Source organism: Dehalococcoidales bacterium (assembly GCA_028717385.1).
Classification (GTDB): Bacteria; Chloroflexota; Dehalococcoidia; order Dehalococcoidales; family CSSed11-197; genus CSSed11-197.
Genome location: JAQUNW010000005.1, coordinates 1 through 17691, shown reverse-complemented (window position 1 = coordinate 17691; position 17691 = coordinate 1). Strand labels below are relative to the sequence as shown.

The 17691-nt window shown below is 45.3% G+C and carries 17 protein-coding genes; 15 read left to right on the top strand and 2 right to left on the bottom strand.

Annotation, left to right across the window (positions count from 1 at the left end; translation table 11 throughout):
* Positions 1-6 precede the first annotated feature (6 nt).
* Positions 7-1110: a DHHW family protein gene (locus PHX29_02445; protein ID MDD5604764.1), complete on the top strand. Its 1104-nt coding sequence runs from the start codon at positions 7-9 to the stop codon at positions 1108-1110.
* 72 nt (positions 1111-1182) lie between these two features.
* Here PHX29_02445 and PHX29_02440 read toward each other — a convergent pair whose 3' ends face one another.
* The gene (locus PHX29_02440) at positions 1183-1827 is read right to left on the bottom strand and encodes a response regulator transcription factor (protein MDD5604763.1); all 645 of its coding nucleotides are present in this window, start codon (positions 1825-1827) and stop codon (positions 1183-1185) included.
* A gap of 307 nt (positions 1828-2134) precedes the next feature.
* Between PHX29_02440 and PHX29_02435 the strand changes: the two genes are divergently transcribed.
* The 13 genes from PHX29_02435 (at position 2135) to PHX29_02375 (ending at position 15090) form a co-directional block, all read left to right on the top strand.
* Positions 2135-2317, top strand: coding sequence for a hypothetical protein (locus tag PHX29_02435; protein ID MDD5604762.1), 183 nt, complete (start codon positions 2135-2137; stop codon positions 2315-2317).
* A gap of 93 nt (positions 2318-2410) precedes the next feature.
* Entirely contained in the window at positions 2411-3238 is an 828-nt protein-coding gene (locus tag PHX29_02430) for a (2Fe-2S)-binding protein (protein ID MDD5604761.1), read from the top strand.
* Between the two features lie 2 nt (positions 3239-3240).
* Positions 3241-5514, top strand: a complete 2274-nt coding sequence (locus PHX29_02425) for a molybdopterin-dependent oxidoreductase (protein ID MDD5604760.1) — start codon at positions 3241-3243, stop codon at positions 5512-5514.
* A 12-nt stretch (positions 5515-5526) separates the two neighbouring features.
* On the top strand, positions 5527-6480 hold the full coding sequence (locus PHX29_02420) for an FAD binding domain-containing protein (GenBank protein ID MDD5604759.1): 954 nt from the start codon (positions 5527-5529) through the stop codon (positions 6478-6480).
* A 100-nt stretch (positions 6481-6580) separates the two neighbouring features.
* Positions 6581-7144 (top strand): hypothetical protein, encoded by a 564-nt coding sequence (locus PHX29_02415; protein MDD5604758.1) that lies wholly within the window; start codon positions 6581-6583, stop codon positions 7142-7144.
* 1 nt (position 7145) lies between these two features.
* The gene (locus PHX29_02410) at positions 7146-7640 is read left to right on the top strand and encodes a YeeE/YedE thiosulfate transporter family protein (GenBank protein ID MDD5604757.1); all 495 of its coding nucleotides are present in this window, start codon (positions 7146-7148) and stop codon (positions 7638-7640) included.
* On the top strand, positions 7637-8074 hold the full coding sequence (locus PHX29_02405; GenBank protein MDD5604756.1) for a YeeE/YedE thiosulfate transporter family protein: 438 nt from the start codon (positions 7637-7639) through the stop codon (positions 8072-8074). The genes PHX29_02410 and PHX29_02405 overlap by 4 nt, the downstream gene beginning before the upstream one ends.
* Positions 8041-9267: a 2-hydroxyacyl-CoA dehydratase family protein gene (locus PHX29_02400; GenBank protein ID MDD5604755.1), complete on the top strand. Its 1227-nt coding sequence runs from the start codon at positions 8041-8043 to the stop codon at positions 9265-9267. Before PHX29_02405 ends, PHX29_02400 begins: the two co-directional genes overlap by 34 nt.
* Entirely contained in the window at positions 9264-10430 is a 1167-nt protein-coding gene (locus PHX29_02395; protein ID MDD5604754.1) for a 4Fe-4S binding protein, read from the top strand. Before PHX29_02400 ends, PHX29_02395 begins: the two co-directional genes overlap by 4 nt.
* 29 nt (positions 10431-10459) lie before the next feature.
* Entirely contained in the window at positions 10460-10843 is a 384-nt protein-coding gene (locus tag PHX29_02390; GenBank protein ID MDD5604753.1) for a DUF3343 domain-containing protein, read from the top strand.
* Positions 10844-10998: 155 nt separating this feature from the next.
* The gene (locus tag PHX29_02385; GenBank protein ID MDD5604752.1) at positions 10999-11862 is read left to right on the top strand and encodes an NAD(P)H-hydrate dehydratase; all 864 of its coding nucleotides are present in this window, start codon (positions 10999-11001) and stop codon (positions 11860-11862) included.
* Positions 11863-11903: 41 nt separating this feature from the next.
* Positions 11904-13103 (top strand): hypothetical protein, encoded by a 1200-nt coding sequence (locus PHX29_02380; GenBank protein ID MDD5604751.1) that lies wholly within the window; start codon positions 11904-11906, stop codon positions 13101-13103.
* Positions 13104-13176: 73 nt separating this feature from the next.
* The gene (locus PHX29_02375) at positions 13177-15090 is read left to right on the top strand and encodes a radical SAM protein (GenBank protein ID MDD5604750.1); all 1914 of its coding nucleotides are present in this window, start codon (positions 13177-13179) and stop codon (positions 15088-15090) included.
* Between the two features lie 52 nt (positions 15091-15142).
* On the opposite strand, the gene PHX29_02370 is transcribed toward PHX29_02375, so the two are convergent.
* Positions 15143-15361 (bottom strand): TM2 domain-containing protein, encoded by a 219-nt coding sequence (locus PHX29_02370; GenBank protein MDD5604749.1) that lies wholly within the window; start codon positions 15359-15361, stop codon positions 15143-15145.
* A 383-nt stretch (positions 15362-15744) separates the two neighbouring features.
* On the opposite strand from PHX29_02370, the gene PHX29_02365 reads away from it, so the two are divergent.
* Positions 15745-16686 carry an alpha/beta hydrolase family protein gene (locus PHX29_02365; GenBank protein MDD5604748.1) on the top strand — a complete coding sequence of 314 codons (942 nt, stop codon included), beginning with the start codon at positions 15745-15747 and terminating at the stop codon, positions 16684-16686.
* Positions 16687-17691 lie beyond the last annotated feature (1005 nt).

Genomic DNA, 17691 nt, shown 5'->3' with positions numbered 1-17691 from the left:
TTTAACATGAAAACAAAATACGCAAATATAGTGGTAATAGTCTGCTTTGTAGTTTTTTCCGCTGGCTTGATGCTGGCGAATCTCGCTACTCCAAGCCATGAATTTTCCTATCCCGAACGTCGCAAGCTCACCCAGCTACCCCAATTTTCGCCGGAGAAACTATGGAGCGGGGATTTTTTTGAAGAATTCGAAGAATACTTTTTAGACCAATTTATTCTTCGCGATACATTCAGGAGCTTTAAAGCTTATGTAAAGTTATTTCTTCTGAATCAAAATGACAATAACAATATGTATATCAAGGATGGCCACATCATCAAGATTGAATATCCTTTAAAGGAGAAGTCCATCATCAACGCAGCAGCAAAATTCAACCAGGTTTATCAAAAATACCTGAAGGGCATGAACGTCTTTTATTCGGTGATTCCAGATAAAAACTATTTTACTAGCCCACAAAATGATTACCCTTCGATTGATTACCAAAGAATGATCGAGCTATTGATACAAAATGTTTCTAATATTGAATACATCGATGTTTTTACCGAACTGTCTCTTGAGGACTACTACAAAACCGATATCCACTGGAGTCAGAATAAGATTATCGACGTTGCAGATAAACTCTTGAGAGCGATGGGGGGTAGCGTTCTTGCATCAGAAGTAGATTATACCCGGCTGGAGCTCTCCCCTTTTTATGGTTCATATTACGGTCATGCTGCTCTTAATATAACTGCGGATACGCTGGTTTACCTGACCAGCCCAACAATTGAACATGCCATTGTTTTTGATTATGAAACAAGCACCTATAGTAATGTATACGTTCCGGAAGAGTTCAACGGTATCGATCCCTATGATTTGTTTCTCTCAGGTGCAAAAGCATTAATCACCATCGATAATCCAAACGCTAAGAACACCGCGGAGCTGGTAATTTTCCGCGATTCATTTGCCAGTTCGCTCGCCCCCCTCCTGCTGGAGAGCTATTCAAAGATAACCATGGTCGACCTGCGTTATATCACCACAGATCTGGTTGGGGAATTCATTGAGTTTAAACCCGGTTCTGATGTTTTATTCCTATATGGTACCCAGGTATTAAACAACAGCGCGATGCTAAGGTAAATTATTAAGAATTATTCCACTGAAATTAAGCGCACAGTTAACAGTTTGAATGCAATCTAGCAGTAGTAAAAATTAATTGGAACTATCTATCAAGCCTTGTTCACGAGCGAGATAGGCTGCTCTCTGCCTGGTGGGCGCTTGTAGCTTTTCCATGATGTTTCTCATGTGAACTTTGACAGTATGCGGGGAAATCACCAGAGTATCAGCAATTTCCTGGTTAGTTCGACCTTCTTCAACCAGAGACATAACCACTTGTTCCTGTCTGGTTAAAGCTGTTGCCCTGGGTGCACCTTTTAAAGGCTCTTCTCGAGTAAGCATCTTGATGATGAAATCTTTTTTCGATGGATGGTAAATGATTACTTCCCCCCGGGAAACGCGATTAATTACCTGTATAAGGTTTTTTATATCGATATGCTTGGAGATATATGCGCTAACCCCTGCTTCGAACGATGAAATAAGATCTTTCCTCAACTCGGAATAGGTAAGAACAACGAACTTGATATTGGGTTCACTTTGCAGAACCTGTCTTATAAGTTCAAAGGGGTTAATTTGTTCCAGGCAGATATCAATGATTACAATATCCGGTTTGTTTTCAATAACTGCCTTTTCCCACAACGCACCACAGTGTGATACCACCTCAATGCCTGGCTCACATTGCAGGATTTTTTCCAGCCCCTGCTGAAAGATATCGTGTCCGTCTATTATCAATACTCGCATATTTCCATCCGATACATACGAGAACACGAAATATACCACCATGGTACTACTTATAGAATCCAATTTCAATAGGTAAAGAGCAAAAAGTATTAATCCGTATTAGAAAATAAATAAGTATAATGCCTTATTGTTCTTATTAATAATAATACGATAGTCTTATTATGTCATAAATATACAGCCATAATCATAAATTAACAACTGAATCGATAGGTTGCATAATCTTTTTATATTTTATTCGGGAGGTGATGCTTATTGTTTGAGTTGGTAAACGGAGGCATATGCATCATTCCAATAATCGAGGTAGCAGATGATGAACATTGTTACTGAAAAAAACAAGGCATCCAACAAACATATAGGAGAAAGAACAACGATCGGGCTTAAAACCACCACAAAGGAACGGCTTGATAAAAGTCGGGCACCGGGACAGTGCTATGACGGTTTTATTTGCCAGCTGGTGGACTGTTGGGAAAAATACAATATACGCCCGTAGTGACTGAATTCTGATAAAAAAGGAGGTGGAGCCAACCATAACATTTAACATATTTCATGGGCATACAATCAAATAAAGGAGGATTAATATCTAATGCCCGAAAAAGACGAGTTAACCAAAGATAGCTCGATATCCAGAAGACAGTTTATCAAGAACACCGGCATTGTCGTTGGCGGTACCGCCATCGGTTCGTCTGCCCTGCTTGCAGCCTGCAAAGGTGATACCACTACCGAGACGGCAACCAATACAGTAAAAGTAACTACCACAGTCGCCAAATTCGTCTGTCCCTACGACAGCATAGAGTTTGACACGTTTGCTGCGCTGCAATCTCATGTTGACTCAGCTCACGAAGCAGGCGATCCGGTTACCAAGTATCTCTGCCCCTACGATAACCAGGAATTTTCTTCCCTGGCAGATCTTAAAGCCCACCTCGAAGCCCAGCACCTTGAGGCTATCGCACCAATTGAAGGTATGGTAACCCTCAAAGTCAACGGCAAGGATTACCCCATAGTGGTTGATCCTAACTGGTCGCTGGGATTCGTCCTTAGGGAAAAACTGGGGCTTACCGGCACTAAGATAGGCTGTGATCGCGGAGAATGCGGAAGCTGTACTGTTCATATGGACGGTACCCCGGTATATGCCTGTATGGTACTGGCCTGTGAAGCTGAAGGTCATGAAGTATTAACCATCGAAGGTCTTGCCAACGGTGCGGAAATGCACCCAGTACAGAAGCTGTTCCTGGAAAGATCTACCTTCCAGTGCGGCTACTGCACCCCCGGCAATATCATGACAACAGTTGCTCTTTACAAAAAGACCCCCAAACCCACTCGTGCACAAGCAAGGGAAGCCCTATCCGGGAACTTATGCTTCTGCATCGATTATACTCGCATTATTGACACTATTGTCGCTGGAGGTAGCTAGCAATGGCGATATCATTACCCATAGATTTTGAATTTGGTACGGATTTAGCCGTAGTCGGCAAGCCTCACCGTGCTTATGAAGGACCTTCAATTGTAACCGGTAGGTATATGTTCCCTTACGATTATTTCCCGGGCAAGAAACTCTTTGCGGCCATCCTTGGCTGCCCCCATGCCCACTGCAAAGTTAAAAGCATCAATACCTCCAAGGCTGAAGAACTAGAAGGTGTTAAAGCTGTAATCACAATGCAGGAAAATCCCCAGTACAAGACGGATGAAGTGCTGGTGTGGGGCTGGGAAATTGCAGCAGTCGCTGCTACCGATCCCTTTATCGCCGAGCGTGCAGTTGAGTTGATTGAAGTTGAATACGAGGAATTACCTTTCGTTCTCGATCCCGATGAAGCCTGGCAGCCCGGCTCTACCCTGGCAGGTACTTTCCCTGACAGCAACGTCCAGGCTAACCCGGCACGTAACTCTCGTGGTGATATAGAGGCAGGATTTGAAGAAGCCGAGGTAACCATTGAAGTTGAAACCCCCTTCCTCAGACCTCACACTCAAAATACTATTGAGCCGGTTACCGGTGTTGCCTGGTGGGAAGGCGAGCATGTATACGGATACGACCAGGGTCAGAATCCTCATGCCCAGAACCGCACATACGCCTCTCAGTTAGGAGTTAACCAGAGCCGTTGCCATATCCGCCAAACCAGCGGTGTCGGCGGCCTTGGCGGTGGCGGGCAAACCTGCGAACCTTCTCTGTGTGCCCTGCTTTCCAAGAAAGCAGGTGTTCCAGTAGCCATTTCGCGTACCAGAAGATTACACTCCATCCGACGCCGCAACCACTATTCCCCGAAGGGTATCACTAAGCTCGGCGGTAAAAGGGATGGGACGATGACCGCTATGCAGCAAAAATGGTACTGCCACGGCGGCTTCAACGCTGCTGCCGGTAATGGTTGGGAAAATATTGACTGCAGCTATATCCTACCTAACGTTACCCAGGAAACTTACGGCGTAGCCACTAATACCGGCTTTGGAGCCGGACATCGCTGCCTGATGCACCCCGAAGCAGCTTTCACTCTATGCGTAGCACTTAACGCTATGGCTGATGCTATTGGTATGACCCCTCTGGAATACCTGCGCAAGGTCACCATCACCGACGATATGCTCAATCAAGATAACGGCCGGCCAATGACTTGCGCTTCTACCCGCATGTGCCTTGAAGCTGTAAACGAAAAGATAAACTATGAACAAAAATATCATGCTCCCGGTACCAGAACTCTACCAGACGGACGGCTCCACGGTGTAGGCATTGCCTGCTTCAACGATCGGCATGGCCATTCGGGCGCTGGACGTGGAGTGGTCATCTATATGAACACCGATGGCACCTGTAACTTCGTCACCGGCCAGAGTAACAACCAGAACGGTACCAACTCAGTAACTCAGGCTAATATCATTGCTGAAGCTCTTGGGCTTCCGTTCGAAGCGGTCTACTGTTCGTCCTACGGTACTAATGATCAGGCTCCAGATGGCGGCATGCAAGCTGGTAGCCAGGGTGCTTCCAGTAACGGCTCCGCCTCTCTGATGGCAGCTCTGGATATCCGCGAGCAGCTGTTTGCTCATGCTGCCAACCAACTGGGCGTTGCTGTCGATGACCTTCATGCCAGGGATGGCAAGATCTTTGTTAAGACCGACCAGTCCAAATCTCTCACCCATGCTGAAGTCATGGCCAGAATATCTAAACCTATCATCGGTGTGGGAAAAAGTTTCGCAGAAGTACTGAGAAGGCCATTCCAGGGCAAACCGATCGGTACTCCTGCTTTCCATCGCCAGGGCGTAGCCAGTGCTTTTGAAGTCGCGGTTGACCCCGATACCGGGGATGTAGAAATATTGGCGCACGCCCATACTACTGATTGCGGCCGAGTTATTGATCCGGTTACTGCCGGAGGTCAGATCGGCTCGAGCCTATGGACAGCCTGTGGAAAAGGCCTTCTCTGGGATGTTCACCATGATCCTCAAAGAGGTGCCCTGCTCGACCAAACCCATATAGATATGAAAGCTCACACTGCCATGGATATCAATGATGATGTTCATGGTGGCTGGTTAACCGAAAGCGTCAATGCTACCGGTCCTTTCGGTATGAGCGGTCTGGGTGAACCGGCAGCCAATGGGTCAGGCTTCGCAGCCTTGTTGATGGCTATACACAATGCCATCGGTGGCGATTTCTCTAAATTCACTCGACCGATGAGTCCCGACCGCATTCTGAAACACTTGGGAAAGGCTTAAGGAGAATACGAAATGAATAAGATAAATCAGCATGTCAATGCAACGTCAGTCCAGGAAGCGGTCTCGGCATTAGGCACTGGTTCAGCCATCATTGCCGGCGGAACCGATATTTTATGCACACTGAAAGGCATGATCTATTCCAATCCTCCTACCAAACTGGTAAACATCAAGACCATTCCGGGATTGGAGTACATACAAGAAGAAAGTGGAACGCTCAAGATCGGTGCCCTCACCAGACTCACCGCAATATATGAGTCGACGATTGTCAGTTCAAAGTATCCGGCGTTGGCTGAAGCGGCACACAAAGTAGGCACTCCTCAGCTCAGAAATATGGGCACCATTGCCGGTAATCTTTGTCAGGCAGTACGGTGCTGGTACTACAGAGCTGAGCACAATGAGTTTTATTGCCTCAGGAAAGGCGGCTTGCTGTGCTATATGGTTCCTGGTAACAACAAAAAACATAGCGCTTTGTGGGGAGCAGGCGGCTGTTTTGCAGTCTGCCCTTCTGATTGCGCTCCGGTATTGGTAGCTTTAGGGGCAACTATAGTTACCAACCAACGCTCATTTCCCATCGCTGACCTTTACGGTGGACTTGCTAATACCCTGGCTACCAACGAAGTTATTACCGAAATACAGGTACCCGCACCAGCTGCAGGCACCAAACAAGTCTACAAGAAGTGGGCATGGCGGAAAGCTATCGACTTCCCAGAGGTCAGCGTAGCTGTCATTGCTACTATTTCTGGTGGAAATGTTAGCGATGCTAAAATCGTGTTAGGCGGTGTTTCACCTATACCTTGGCGTGCTACCAATGCCGAAAATTTCATCAAAGGCAAGGCTATCAATGAAGCCAATGCCATTGCGGCCGGCGATGAAGCAGTCAAAGGCGCAACCGCTCTACCACATAACAAATACAAGATCCAGATCACCAAAGGAATGGTGAAAAAAGCGTTACTTGCACTAGTCTAGAGACGAAACACTAACAACAATATATAATCAGGTTAGATGGAATGGCAGAGGCGAGTATCATTTGATCCTCGCCTCTGCCCCGAAAGGAGTGTAGCGTATCGTGAAAAACAAATTATTCAACGCTTACACCTACTTCATCATCGGGTTAGTTCTGTTAACCGCAGTTACCTTCGTCGAGGTCCCCTGCCCTGCATGTGACGGCGCTGGACGGATTACAGGAGTGCTCGGGATAGAAGTAGTATCTCTCGAATCCGACATGGTCTCTCATTATGAACTTGGCATGGATTGCGGTTGGGATTTTGAAAGGTACACCTATGATGTCAAACTAACCCTGGAGAATTGGACGGATACAGAATCCTGGGGAGTAGTATTAGTCACCTTTCATGACCCTGACGAATCATATATGATGCAAATCGAAGTTGATGACGAGGAAGTTTGGGTAGAGGTAACTGGCAAGACTCTATTATCTTATCCATGGTTTGTAGAAGTACCAGCAAAGACAACCCTCACATTTGAAAAACGGGTAAACTTCGAAGGGGTAACCCTGGAGTTCTTTGGTGGGCGTTCTCATCAACTCGATGCCAAACTAGCCACCAGTTATCCTTGCCCATTCCATGGGGAAAAGGCAAAAGTTCCTTTCCCTACCTGGCTGAGGTTAGTTTAATATGAAGTTGAAAATAAGCTCTTACAGAGTATTTATAATCGGCGTTATCATGGGACTCGGGGCTGCCCTGGTACAGGCCTATTTCAAGGTACAACCACCCGAGGCATATGGTATCAGTTTTATCGGCCATCCCAACGACCTTTTTGCTTGGCTTACTAACCGAGTGATTGGCACCAACTGGCCAATAAGAGATGCTTTTATCGTATATCCAGTGCTCACTGTGGCAGGCGTTTTTATTGGCTCCTTTATAGCAGCCAGACGCAAGAAAGAATTCGCATTCCAGCCGGGCCCGGTGAGAAAAAGGTTTCTTGCCATTATTTTTGGCTTTCTGGTTGCTAATTTGGGCTTGTTATGGGGGTCCTGCCCAATCAGAACTGCCTTACTTGTATCCTACGGTTCAGGAACCGCACTGATAGCTCTTGCCTCTATTGCGATCGGGGTAGTGCTGGCAATTATCTATATTCGCTTTAAAGCCAAGAAAGGAGTCCCTCAATGATCGCTTCTATTGCAACTCTGGTACTTGGTATAGTTATTGGTTATCTTGGGCAACGTTCAAAATTCTGTACGATTAGCGGAATCCGAGATTTCATTATGCTAAAAGACTCTTACCGCTTAAAGGGATTAATCGGTTTAATTGCCGGCGGCGCAGTTGGATATACTTTCTTCTATTTTATAGGGGGAGAGATTACCAATTTCCCCCTTGGTTTTGATTTTACTTCCCCCGGAATCCTGATCGCCGGTATAATCGGCTCATTGGGAATGGGCTTTTTCTCAGTTTTTGCTGAAGGTTGCCCTTTCAGACAACACGTCATGGCGGCCGAAGGCAGACAATCCGCCCTGCTTTATTTAGCGGGTTTCTACCTTGGGATAGTTTACTTTAATATCGTTACCATCAAATGGCTGGACCTGCTATTGAGGACTACGGGGTAGTGGCAAAGAACGACGACAATCCTGCAGTAATCATGAATGCAAATAAAATACACAGGCGGCAAGGCTTCAAATCAAAAGATTTCGATAACATCCTGAACAATATACAGCATGCCAGACAGTTAGGATTAAAAGTCACCGGGTATTTCTGCCCGCTGGTACCTGAAGAGCTTATTCTGGCTTCAGGCATGTTCCCATTACGTTTGCCATTGATTCCAACCGGCAGTTCTATTGGAGAAAAACCTGGCAAATGCTGGCAGGCCTGCAGCGTCCAACATAAGACTAACCTTGCTGAAGGACTCGATTTGAACGTGCTTGACAGCCTTATTATTACTTGTCCAGAAAACGATAGCTACACAGCCACGCATTGTTTTAAAGAGTGTTTTGATCAATCAATATTTACTCTGGAACTGCCACGTGTTAACCGCTACCGAAGCGATTATAAAGCCACAGCTAAATTCCGCCACAACCTGAAGATGCTCGCAAAAAACCTTGGTCAATTTAACAGACAACCGATTAATATTATTAACCTCTCCAAGGCTATCACCCAAAGTGACAAGATAAAGGAACTCCTCCGGGGATTATATGAATACCCAATACGCGGGAGATCACCGGTAGAATGGCAAGATGTGTTCAAGCTGCAGCAAGCCGGGTATTCCCTGGAAAGGCCAGTTTTTAAAAGAAACCTTCTGGAGCATCAGGACAAGCTTGCCCAGATTAATCTAATGGGATTGCCTGTTGATGCCAAACCGCGTCTTATGCTTGCCGGGTTTATTAGCAACGAACTGCTTGAACTGGTAAAAGGCTCAAATGCAGTTATTGTAACCGATTATAGCTGTTCGGGATCAATGCTCCTGAGAAAAAGAGTGCCAGTTTTTGGTTTCCCAGCGCCTTTCGATTACCTGGTTGAGCGCTATTTGTATAATGCTCCCTGTCTGTATATGGAAGATTATACCGCCCAGAAATACCGCATGATCACTACTGCAAGGAGATACAATGTACATGGTCTCGTTTTTTATGGGCCACAGGAATACAAACCGTTGATGAAGTCTTACGAAGCTCTTGGTGATGCTCTTTATCATGAGTTGGCAATACCTCCAGTATTCATCGACTCTTCTCTCGTTTACACAAACACGAGTGATATTCAAGAAAGATTAAATAACTTTATCGACATCATCGGTGGACGAATAGGATGACAATGAAGTTAAGCCCGTTCCGGCTGGCTTTGTTGATGGGGCTTGTTACCGCAGCCTTCAACGGCTGGTGGTACTCCAAACCTTACCCAATATTGGGTGTAGCGCTGGGATTAATCAGCGGCTTGATGATATTCTATATCCTGAAGTCAGGCAAGATTGAACGCCTCAGGCGGTCTTTTTTCATTGCACTTGCTACGGTTATTGCCCTGAGTTTAGCGGGGCTGATCATGCTCTGGGGCCCAACCCAGTTCATGCAATGGGTGGATCATTTTAATCCAGGGTACTATTTTCCGGGTACCGGCGGTATCGGAACCTTGCAATTCCCCCACCCATTGGTTTTGCCAGCCATCTTCTGGGGAGGCGCTGAATTCTTGCCTTCGGTTAATGCCTGGCAAACTCAAATACCAGGAAACTTGGCCACTTTCGCCCTATTCATGGTGCCCTACGCAATCATTCTCCTCTTGTTTGGCAGAGCTTATTGCGGATGGATTTGCCCGCTTGGCGGCCTGCCAGAAGCAGCTGCATCAGGCAGACGGGAATTTGTGCGGTTGGATTTTCTCAGGCAGAAGATTGGCATTAATAATAAATTTTATTATGGACCTTTAAAGCCATGGATAAATATATTACGTTACAGCCTGGTTTTGGCGCTGGTGTTGCTCTCAATATTTCTGGGTTTTTCCCTGGTAAACCTTTTTTACCCGGTTTTATGGCTCAAGCTGAAAGCTTTCTGGTTGGTGATTGGTATTCTTGGAATAATGGCAATTATATTACCAATCTTAACTAAAAGACGATGGTTTTGCTACATTTGCCCTGCCGGTACGATTATCAACCTCCTCGACCGCATCAGCCCATTTCGCTTAAAAATTAACCAGGAACGCTGTGTTAAATGCCTGGATTGTGTTAACTCTTGCCGCATGTTCGCTCTTAATCCGGAAGATGTAGACAAGGGACACCCCCAGGGAGGCTCATGCATTAAATGTGGTCGTTGCGTTGAAGCATGTTCAGAAGAGGCAATCGATTTTTATTGGACAGACACAAAGTTCAAGGTACGAGGACCATTTATCGCTCTGGCAATTACAACCGCCCTTTCGCTATATGTTTGGTATACAGTGCTATTGGTATCAATTTTTTCCCGTGCAGGTGATTTCTACTGGCCGGGTTAGGCAACAGTATCTCCCCCAAGGAGGAAAAAGTGACCAAAGAAGTTGAAAAGGAAAAAGCTCTGGTAGTATTCGACTACATTTACTATGCCATGCGTGGTAAGCATTTTTTAGAGCATGCCGGCTACTCATCAAATGAAGTTGCGCCGCCTCCGGAATATCGCACTGGTTGCGATATGGCTCTGGAAATCAATGCTGACGATGTGGATGCAGTAGAGCGTATCCTTGAGAATAATAACATCCTCTTTATGGATATATTGTTCCTGCCAAAGGGCACCCAGTTGGTCCCGGTGTACCTTACCCAGCTGATCAAGGTGACCGACTATGCAGGTTATACAATGGTAAGGTGCGGGAATATGAAAGTGACCTACCGGAAAGGTACTGGTGTTATTGTTAACATCTCCGGTGGCGGCTGACCAGATGTACCCTTGCTCGGTCTGAGCTTGATTGACACCGTGATTGGGGAAGGGCCTTCCCCCAAGGAGCTGGGAAAGACTATCTGCGCCTATACCATGGAGCATGCCTATCAGAAGGCAGCCGAACTCTTTAGGGAAGAAAGGAGCAAGATCTGATGTTAGTTATCGCAGGAACTATACCGATTGATGGTATTCCCTTGACACAGGGTGCATGCAGGTATCAGAAAGGCCGATTAGATATCGGCGACTATGCCCTCGAAGGCAAGTACGTCACCTTGGGAACTGCCGCCATGGCGTCAGCAGCCGCTACCACCTGCCAGACACTAGGTATCGAACCGCCTCATCTGGTTACCTATGGTGATACCGGCATGGGGGATGGAACTATCAAGATACTTGAATATTTAACCCAGGAAATCTCATCTATTGGATCTACTGTACTCACTCTTCATTATCTTTTACCTACACGAGAGCCGTTTTTAAAACTGGTACAAGCAGTAGAAGAAACAACTCCCAAGCCATTCTTCATTGCCGATGCTGGCGCCTTGCTCAATGCTAAAGCGATAGGACTCGCACCAAAATTCAACTTGTTCACTCCGGATCCTGGCGAGTTGAGCTTTATAGCCGATGCTGAGGCTGCTCATCCAGCTTATGTACAGCACTTTATCTTTAATGTAGACAATACTGAAATTGCCCGGCTGGGTAAAGAAGCGTATGCCAGTGGCAATGCCCCTGATTATCTATTGGTGAAAGCCGCTATTGATCATATAATGGTTAAAGGGGAAGTCTACGGAGTAGTTAAAGATCCGCTGATCCCTGCCCTTGAACCCATTGGCGGCACCGGAGATACAATTACGGGTATTGTATCAGCATTGATATCGTCCGGAATGGATCCGGCTGAAGCCTGCTTAAAGGCAGCTCAGGCTAACCGTCACATGGGCGAAATTGTACGGCCAACCCCGGCGACAAAAATTGCCCAGCTGATACCAGCTATTGCCGATGCTTTAAAAAAGGTGCTTTAATACACACGGAAATCAATGAAACTAATCATCAGGAGGAAACCATGCAAGGTGAATGGCGATCAGCCTTTCAAGCGCTCGAAAATTTCATCGCTCAAAATCCCGAAATTACTATCCGTAAAGGGATCACACTTATCCCTAAAGAACTGAATGAAGGTTTTTACACCGTCTTCAACCAGGTAAGAAAAGCTTTTATCAGGGAGAAAACACCTCAAATCCTGATCCAAGCCCTTGAAGTGAGTGATAAATACAAAACCGAGGCTGCCCAACTAATGCCAGCTCTGGAGATATCAGAGATCAAGATGCCTTCCAAATTAGACTGGATGATAACAGATCCGCTTAACGGGCTTATTCGCCCCCTGCGCGATCCACTGTTCATGCTACTCAAAAAAGAACTGACTCTGGATGATTTTGAAGATGAAGCAGCCCGCTTGGTCGCTTCTTATGCGCTTCCAATTATAAAGATGGGTTATGAAAAGTGGCTAATCATGGCTATAGCCAGCCTGTTAAAACCAGATCAAGCGCTGGCTATACCGTATGACGAAATGAGGTTTATGTGCCACGAACTTCAGCCGGATGAGAAAAAGGGCTTCTTCGATGAAAATGTGCTTGAACCGCAGAAATTGGAGACGCTACTGCTCGGGCACGAAGGATATGATCCATCTTTTATGATGTCTGACATTATCGTCAGGGAAAGCACCCACAACCGCTATATTGCTTTTGGGGCGGACCTTACTGACTGCGCTTGGTCGGCTAAAAATGCCACCACCAGGAGAGAATGGATCACCATCAGATCTAAGGGATTGGAATCCCGGCCCCGGTTAGAGTGGCCAAGCATGGTATTGTATATCGACAATCAACCAAAAACCATTGGTTTGATATCCGACTTCAGCCGCTTTTTACGCCCCGATATCATCATAGAGTGCATGGACGATCCCGAATGGTATGAAAAAGGTGAGATGGATATTGTACAAAGGAATTACGACTCCTTTAAACCAATAATGGGAAGTTTTATTGTTACCAAATACCCCATACCAACACAAGTGGCAGAAGCTCTCTCTTCTCAGAAAGCCTCTGCCGAAACCGCACCATTGGTAGAGAATGAACCAGAAAATCAACCTGCGTCATTTGCCCAGCCGGAAGAAGTTCGTAATATACGCATAGTTGAAGTGGGATTTGATAAAGCTGCACTCACGCCAATTATCGACATTTTGGTGCCAGCCCCGGAAGCAAAAACAGAATAACATGGCTAGCCTTTCCAAAGATCACCAGAGCCTTACCAAAATAAAGCCGGATAGGGATAGATCAGGAAAATGCATGCCATTCGTTAAACCTGCAGTAGCCTTGCTTTTCCCGCCGCTGGTTGAAACCAATTTTGGTTCTTACTACCCTTCAACTGCAGTGTTATCCGGATACCTGTCATCCCTGGGGATTGCCTCCGTGCAAGGAGATTTAAACGAGGATTTTGCTGTATACCTGCTGGATCCAGAACGTTTGAATAACATGATTTCAGGCAACTTTGGCGATGATCTTGAATTACCCCCGGAATCAGTTCCAGCAGTAGCCGCACGCTTGATTTCACGCTATCGCGATTTTTTTACCGATCAGCAAGGCAAGCACGTTTTCAGAGAGGATGCTTCACAATTGAGTTACCTCCTGAATATGGCAGCTAAACCATACCGTATCGATAAACCATTGGCAGAGCTGACCAATCCGGAGTTTTTTAGCTCTGCTTTTACACAGTTCTATCAGGCATTTTTGGAAAGGAATATATTCTTGAATACCCTGCCAGATGATCTGATTGTTGCAGGAATTTCGGTTCCAACTGGACCCCAGCTGGGGCCGGCGCTGATCCTCAGCCGTTATCTTAAACGGCACAAGCCCGATGTTTCGATAATTTTAGGCGGCCCGACCATATCTTTTATGGATAAGGACAATATCACCCATATTCTCACATCTCATCCTTCTATCGATGCCCTGGTGATATCAGATGGTGAATATCCCCTGGCTGAACTGACCTTTCAAAAGCAGTCGGGAACATGGCAACCGGACAAGGTTTCCGGAGTGGCATCAAAATCAGGAGATAATGTGGTTTTAAACTTGCCAGCCGAAGGCCTGGATTTAAATAAACTGCCATATGCAGAATATGAACCAGGTATTCTCAACAGTTTACACGAACCTGAAATTGGCATTGTCCAGGCTCGTGGTTGTTATTGGGGGAAATGCCATTACTGTGATTACACCGGAATATACCGGGGCAGTTCCAAATACCGCTCCCGCAACCCCAGTTCATTTGTAAATGAAATGGAGTACCAGATCAAACAGCATGGAGTAAATCGTTTTTCGGTTATCACCGAAGCTATCCCACCGGCTTTCGCCAACCGCATGAGTCAACTTATATTAGAGCGTGGTCTCCAGGTAAAGTGGCACAGTTTTGCTATAGCCGATCGGCATTTTACTGTTGATATCATGGAAACAATGGTAGAGGCAGGTTGCGAATTCCTTGCTGTCGGAATCGAAAGTATGAATGACCGGGTTCTGAAACTCATGAATAAATGCGCCAATCGCCAACAAAATATAGATTTTATGCTTAACGCGAAAGAGGCAGGATTGAATCTTAAAATCAACCTGATACCTGATTTACCATCAACCAATTTTCAAGAAGCAATGGAATCGCTCGAAGTAGTAAGCCAGCTCGAAGACAGTTTTAACTTCGTTTCCTGTTTCCCTTTCGAAGCTACACGTTCTTCAAAAGTAGGGAGCGACCCCAGTGCCTATGGACTGGAGGCAACCACTGTTTCCCCAATTGCTGGCCAAGCTCAATTCAGCTTGAACCACCTGGGAGTACACGATCCGGCAATGACTGCTGAGCAAAGAGAAGCGGTACACAGAGCTTATCAGGCTTTTGCCGCTGAGGTTAATACTCGACTGCCAGGAGAAACGATTCATCCTTGTGATGTAGAACTGGATACAAGCAATACTGCATTTCAGCTAGCCATCAAAAGACTGGACCTTATTCAGATTGAAGGCGGCATACAATGCTACAATGCCGTTACACGCATGCGCTTCAACATACCTGCTGAATGGGCAGGGATAATCGATACCATGCGCACGGCTGGCATTTTTTATTATCATGACTTCGCTTCATGGATACCAGCTGGCAGCCAAGCAGAATTTTATTTCAACAAACTGCTACAAATGGGGGTAATCGAGGTAGCAGGCCAAGGTTAACAAAGCACTGGCTTTTTAACACGCCAGTAACAAAGAACCCAAATTGGGCTTTCTACCAGTTTTTAATCAGCTTGCCCTCTTTGTCCTTCATGACTCCAGCTACAGCTAATATAAAATCAATAAATGCCCAGATACCCAGCCCTCCACAGGTTACCAACATCAGAATCCCGGTTCCTATTTTCCCCAGATAAAAGCGATGAACGCCAAAAACTCCCAGGAACCAGGCGAACAAGGCTACTGCCAATCTTGATTTGCTTGATATTTCTTCCATTATTTTCTCCCTCATAAAATAATTATTTAAAGGTAGGCAATGCCAGATAATGGGCATCCATTTGAGGAAACTTTTTTATTGTTATTTTCTGAGAATCGTCTTTGAATTAACATATCATTTGCTTTGCATTAACGTCAATGAAAAAAGATCAGAGTTTGGATCGCAAACGCTCAAACCAAGCGCAAATCCTCGCTACAACTGCAAGCTAACAAACGCTGCTCGACAACGTTACTGTACGAATAAAGGATAACATTCACTAGGAAATTGTTATAATAGGAATAATATTTAATCCGCGTATTCTGTTGCAGTCACGGTTACAAAACAAGGTTTATATGGACAACACAAAACACACTCAAACAAATAACAAAACAGGATCAGGTATTGTGAATGAATCAGTGTTAGCAAACCCCTACGAATACCATAAAGGCAATAATAATGTGGAAATATCATTAACCAAAAAGTATCCGGATTTCCATCATTATAAATTACAATTTCGAAGCGCTATCGATACAGGGTATGCTGAAAACGGCGTAGTCAAAAGCGAGCTATATCTGCCCCAAGCACAACACCAGTTTCCCTTAATGATATTAGTACATGGAATGGGTGACTTGAGTATCATCCCCTGCAAGCTGATTGCTCGCCAATTAGTAAAAGAAGGCATAGCCTGCTGCATACCATACCTCACCATACATTCCAAGCGAATGCCCCTGCCGATGAAACAAAAATTTCCTGTGTTTTCTGACAAAGAATGGTTCCAAAGTTACCGCTTATCAGTAATCGATATAAGACAAATAATCGATTGGGCGGACGATAATGGCGAATATAATACTGAAAATACAGGCGTACTGGGAATCAGCTTTGGCGGCCTTGTTTCTTCCATCGCTATGGGAGCAGATCAGCGTATAAAGGCAGGGGTCTTTATTGTATCCGGAGGGAACTCACCCAAAATTGAATGGCTAAGCCAGAACCGACGCTACCAAAAATCGTCAAAGCTGAGTGAGGAGAAATACCACGAAAAACAACACGCATACAATCTTTACCTTGATGAGGTTTCACGAAATGGGTTCCAGAATGTAAAAGCACCGTTCCCCGGTTACCTTTTGGACCCGATGACCTATGCAAGCAACATAAAAAACCGACGCGTTCAGATGATAAATGCCAAGTATGATAAATATATCCCAAGGCAAGCAGCAATTGATTTCTGGGAAGCTTGCGGTAAACCGCCCATCAAATGGATCCCTTTGGGGCATACTTCACTATGGCTCTGGGCCCCTGCTATTGTAAAAACAGTCCGCCGGTTTGCGGTTGAGAGTTTCGAGCTTTGAGAAAGTACTGATGCTTCAGACAACGGCATAAAACCGCATTAATATTCTTAAACAGTCCCTTGTAAATTATTATGAACATTTAATTCTGGTTTAATGGTGATATCCTTGTTGTCCCTTCGATCCCTAAAATATCCTTTCTGACCATTTTTCTTCTTCCATCAGGACTGGCTTAGTTAATAACCTTCTTAACGAAGTGATATATCTGTTGTGATATATTGTATTATTACATGGAGCCAAGGCAACATGACGATATTAATTTGTTTTAGCTTGGGAGCCAGCCCGCAGAAGACGACATCATGGAACGTCGCCCGCGAGATCCGAAGGAACAAATGCTTACAGCAAGCTGCTTGGTAAAAGTATAGTGCAGGGTTTAGTTATATTTGCTGGATCATTCGGTTTGTATTACGCAACGCTGGCAGGTAATCCAGATAACGCTCCTGTTGCCCGTGCGATGGGACTTCCTGTTATCATATTGGCCAACCTTTTCCTCGTATAGGTAAACAGTTCTAATCGGAATTTTGCTATCCAATCAATGTTTTCTCTCGCTAAAGATCGGATAATGTGGGCAGTTAACACAGGCACGCTGGTCATGCTTGGAACTATCCTTTATACGCCATTCTCCGGCTTTTTAAAGCTAGAAGCCCTTTCGGTTACACAGTTCTTCATTGTATTGGGATTTGCCGTTGCTTCTGTCCTGTGGTACGAGCTAGTAAAGCTGGGGCACAAGGTACGGGCGAAAAAGGTTAAGAAATTGCACAGATTATAGGGGAAATCTATTATGGCATCCCTATAAGAAGTGTCAAATAAACCTTCTTTTGACCCCCCCCGGGGGGAATCTGGGATTAAACGATTCTGGTTATTACCTTTTTAATACCCCTGTGCTTTAGACAACCTAAGCATGGTAACTGGCAACTTGTATATCCAAAAATGAATCACAAGGGTTATTTTAGCTTTGAAAAGTGGTGGGCGATACTGGATTTGAACCAGTGACCCCCTGCGTGTGAA

Excerpts from the sequence above, each read along its gene's own strand:
- PHX29_02405 (MDD5604756.1), top strand. The coding sequence starts at position 7,637 with ATGATCGCTTCTATTGCAACTCTGGTACTTGGTATAGTTATTGGTTAT.
- PHX29_02395 (MDD5604754.1), top strand. The coding sequence starts at position 9,264 with ATGACAATGAAGTTAAGCCCGTTCCGGCTGGCTTTGTTGATGGGGCTT.
- PHX29_02400 (MDD5604755.1), top strand. The coding sequence starts at position 8,041 with ATGGCTGGACCTGCTATTGAGGACTACGGGGTAGTGGCAAAGAACGAC.
- PHX29_02420 (MDD5604759.1), top strand. The coding sequence starts at position 5,527 with ATGAATAAGATAAATCAGCATGTCAATGCAACGTCAGTCCAGGAAGCG.
- PHX29_02410 (MDD5604757.1), top strand. The coding sequence starts at position 7,146 with ATGAAGTTGAAAATAAGCTCTTACAGAGTATTTATAATCGGCGTTATC.
- PHX29_02435 (MDD5604762.1), top strand. The coding sequence starts at position 2,135 with ATGATGAACATTGTTACTGAAAAAAACAAGGCATCCAACAAACATATA.
- PHX29_02430 (MDD5604761.1), top strand. The coding sequence starts at position 2,411 with ATGCCCGAAAAAGACGAGTTAACCAAAGATAGCTCGATATCCAGAAGA.
- PHX29_02425 (MDD5604760.1), top strand. The coding sequence starts at position 3,241 with ATGGCGATATCATTACCCATAGATTTTGAATTTGGTACGGATTTAGCC.
- PHX29_02375 (MDD5604750.1), top strand. The coding sequence starts at position 13,177 with ATGCCATTCGTTAAACCTGCAGTAGCCTTGCTTTTCCCGCCGCTGGTT.
- PHX29_02380 (MDD5604751.1), top strand. The coding sequence starts at position 11,904 with ATGCAAGGTGAATGGCGATCAGCCTTTCAAGCGCTCGAAAATTTCATC.
- PHX29_02440 (MDD5604763.1), bottom strand. The coding sequence starts at position 1,827 with ATGCGAGTATTGATAATAGACGGACACGATATCTTTCAGCAGGGGCTG.
- PHX29_02445 (MDD5604764.1), top strand. The coding sequence starts at position 7 with ATGAAAACAAAATACGCAAATATAGTGGTAATAGTCTGCTTTGTAGTT.
- PHX29_02385 (MDD5604752.1), top strand. The coding sequence starts at position 10,999 with ATGTTAGTTATCGCAGGAACTATACCGATTGATGGTATTCCCTTGACA.
- PHX29_02370 (MDD5604749.1), bottom strand. The coding sequence starts at position 15,361 with ATGGAAGAAATATCAAGCAAATCAAGATTGGCAGTAGCCTTGTTCGCC.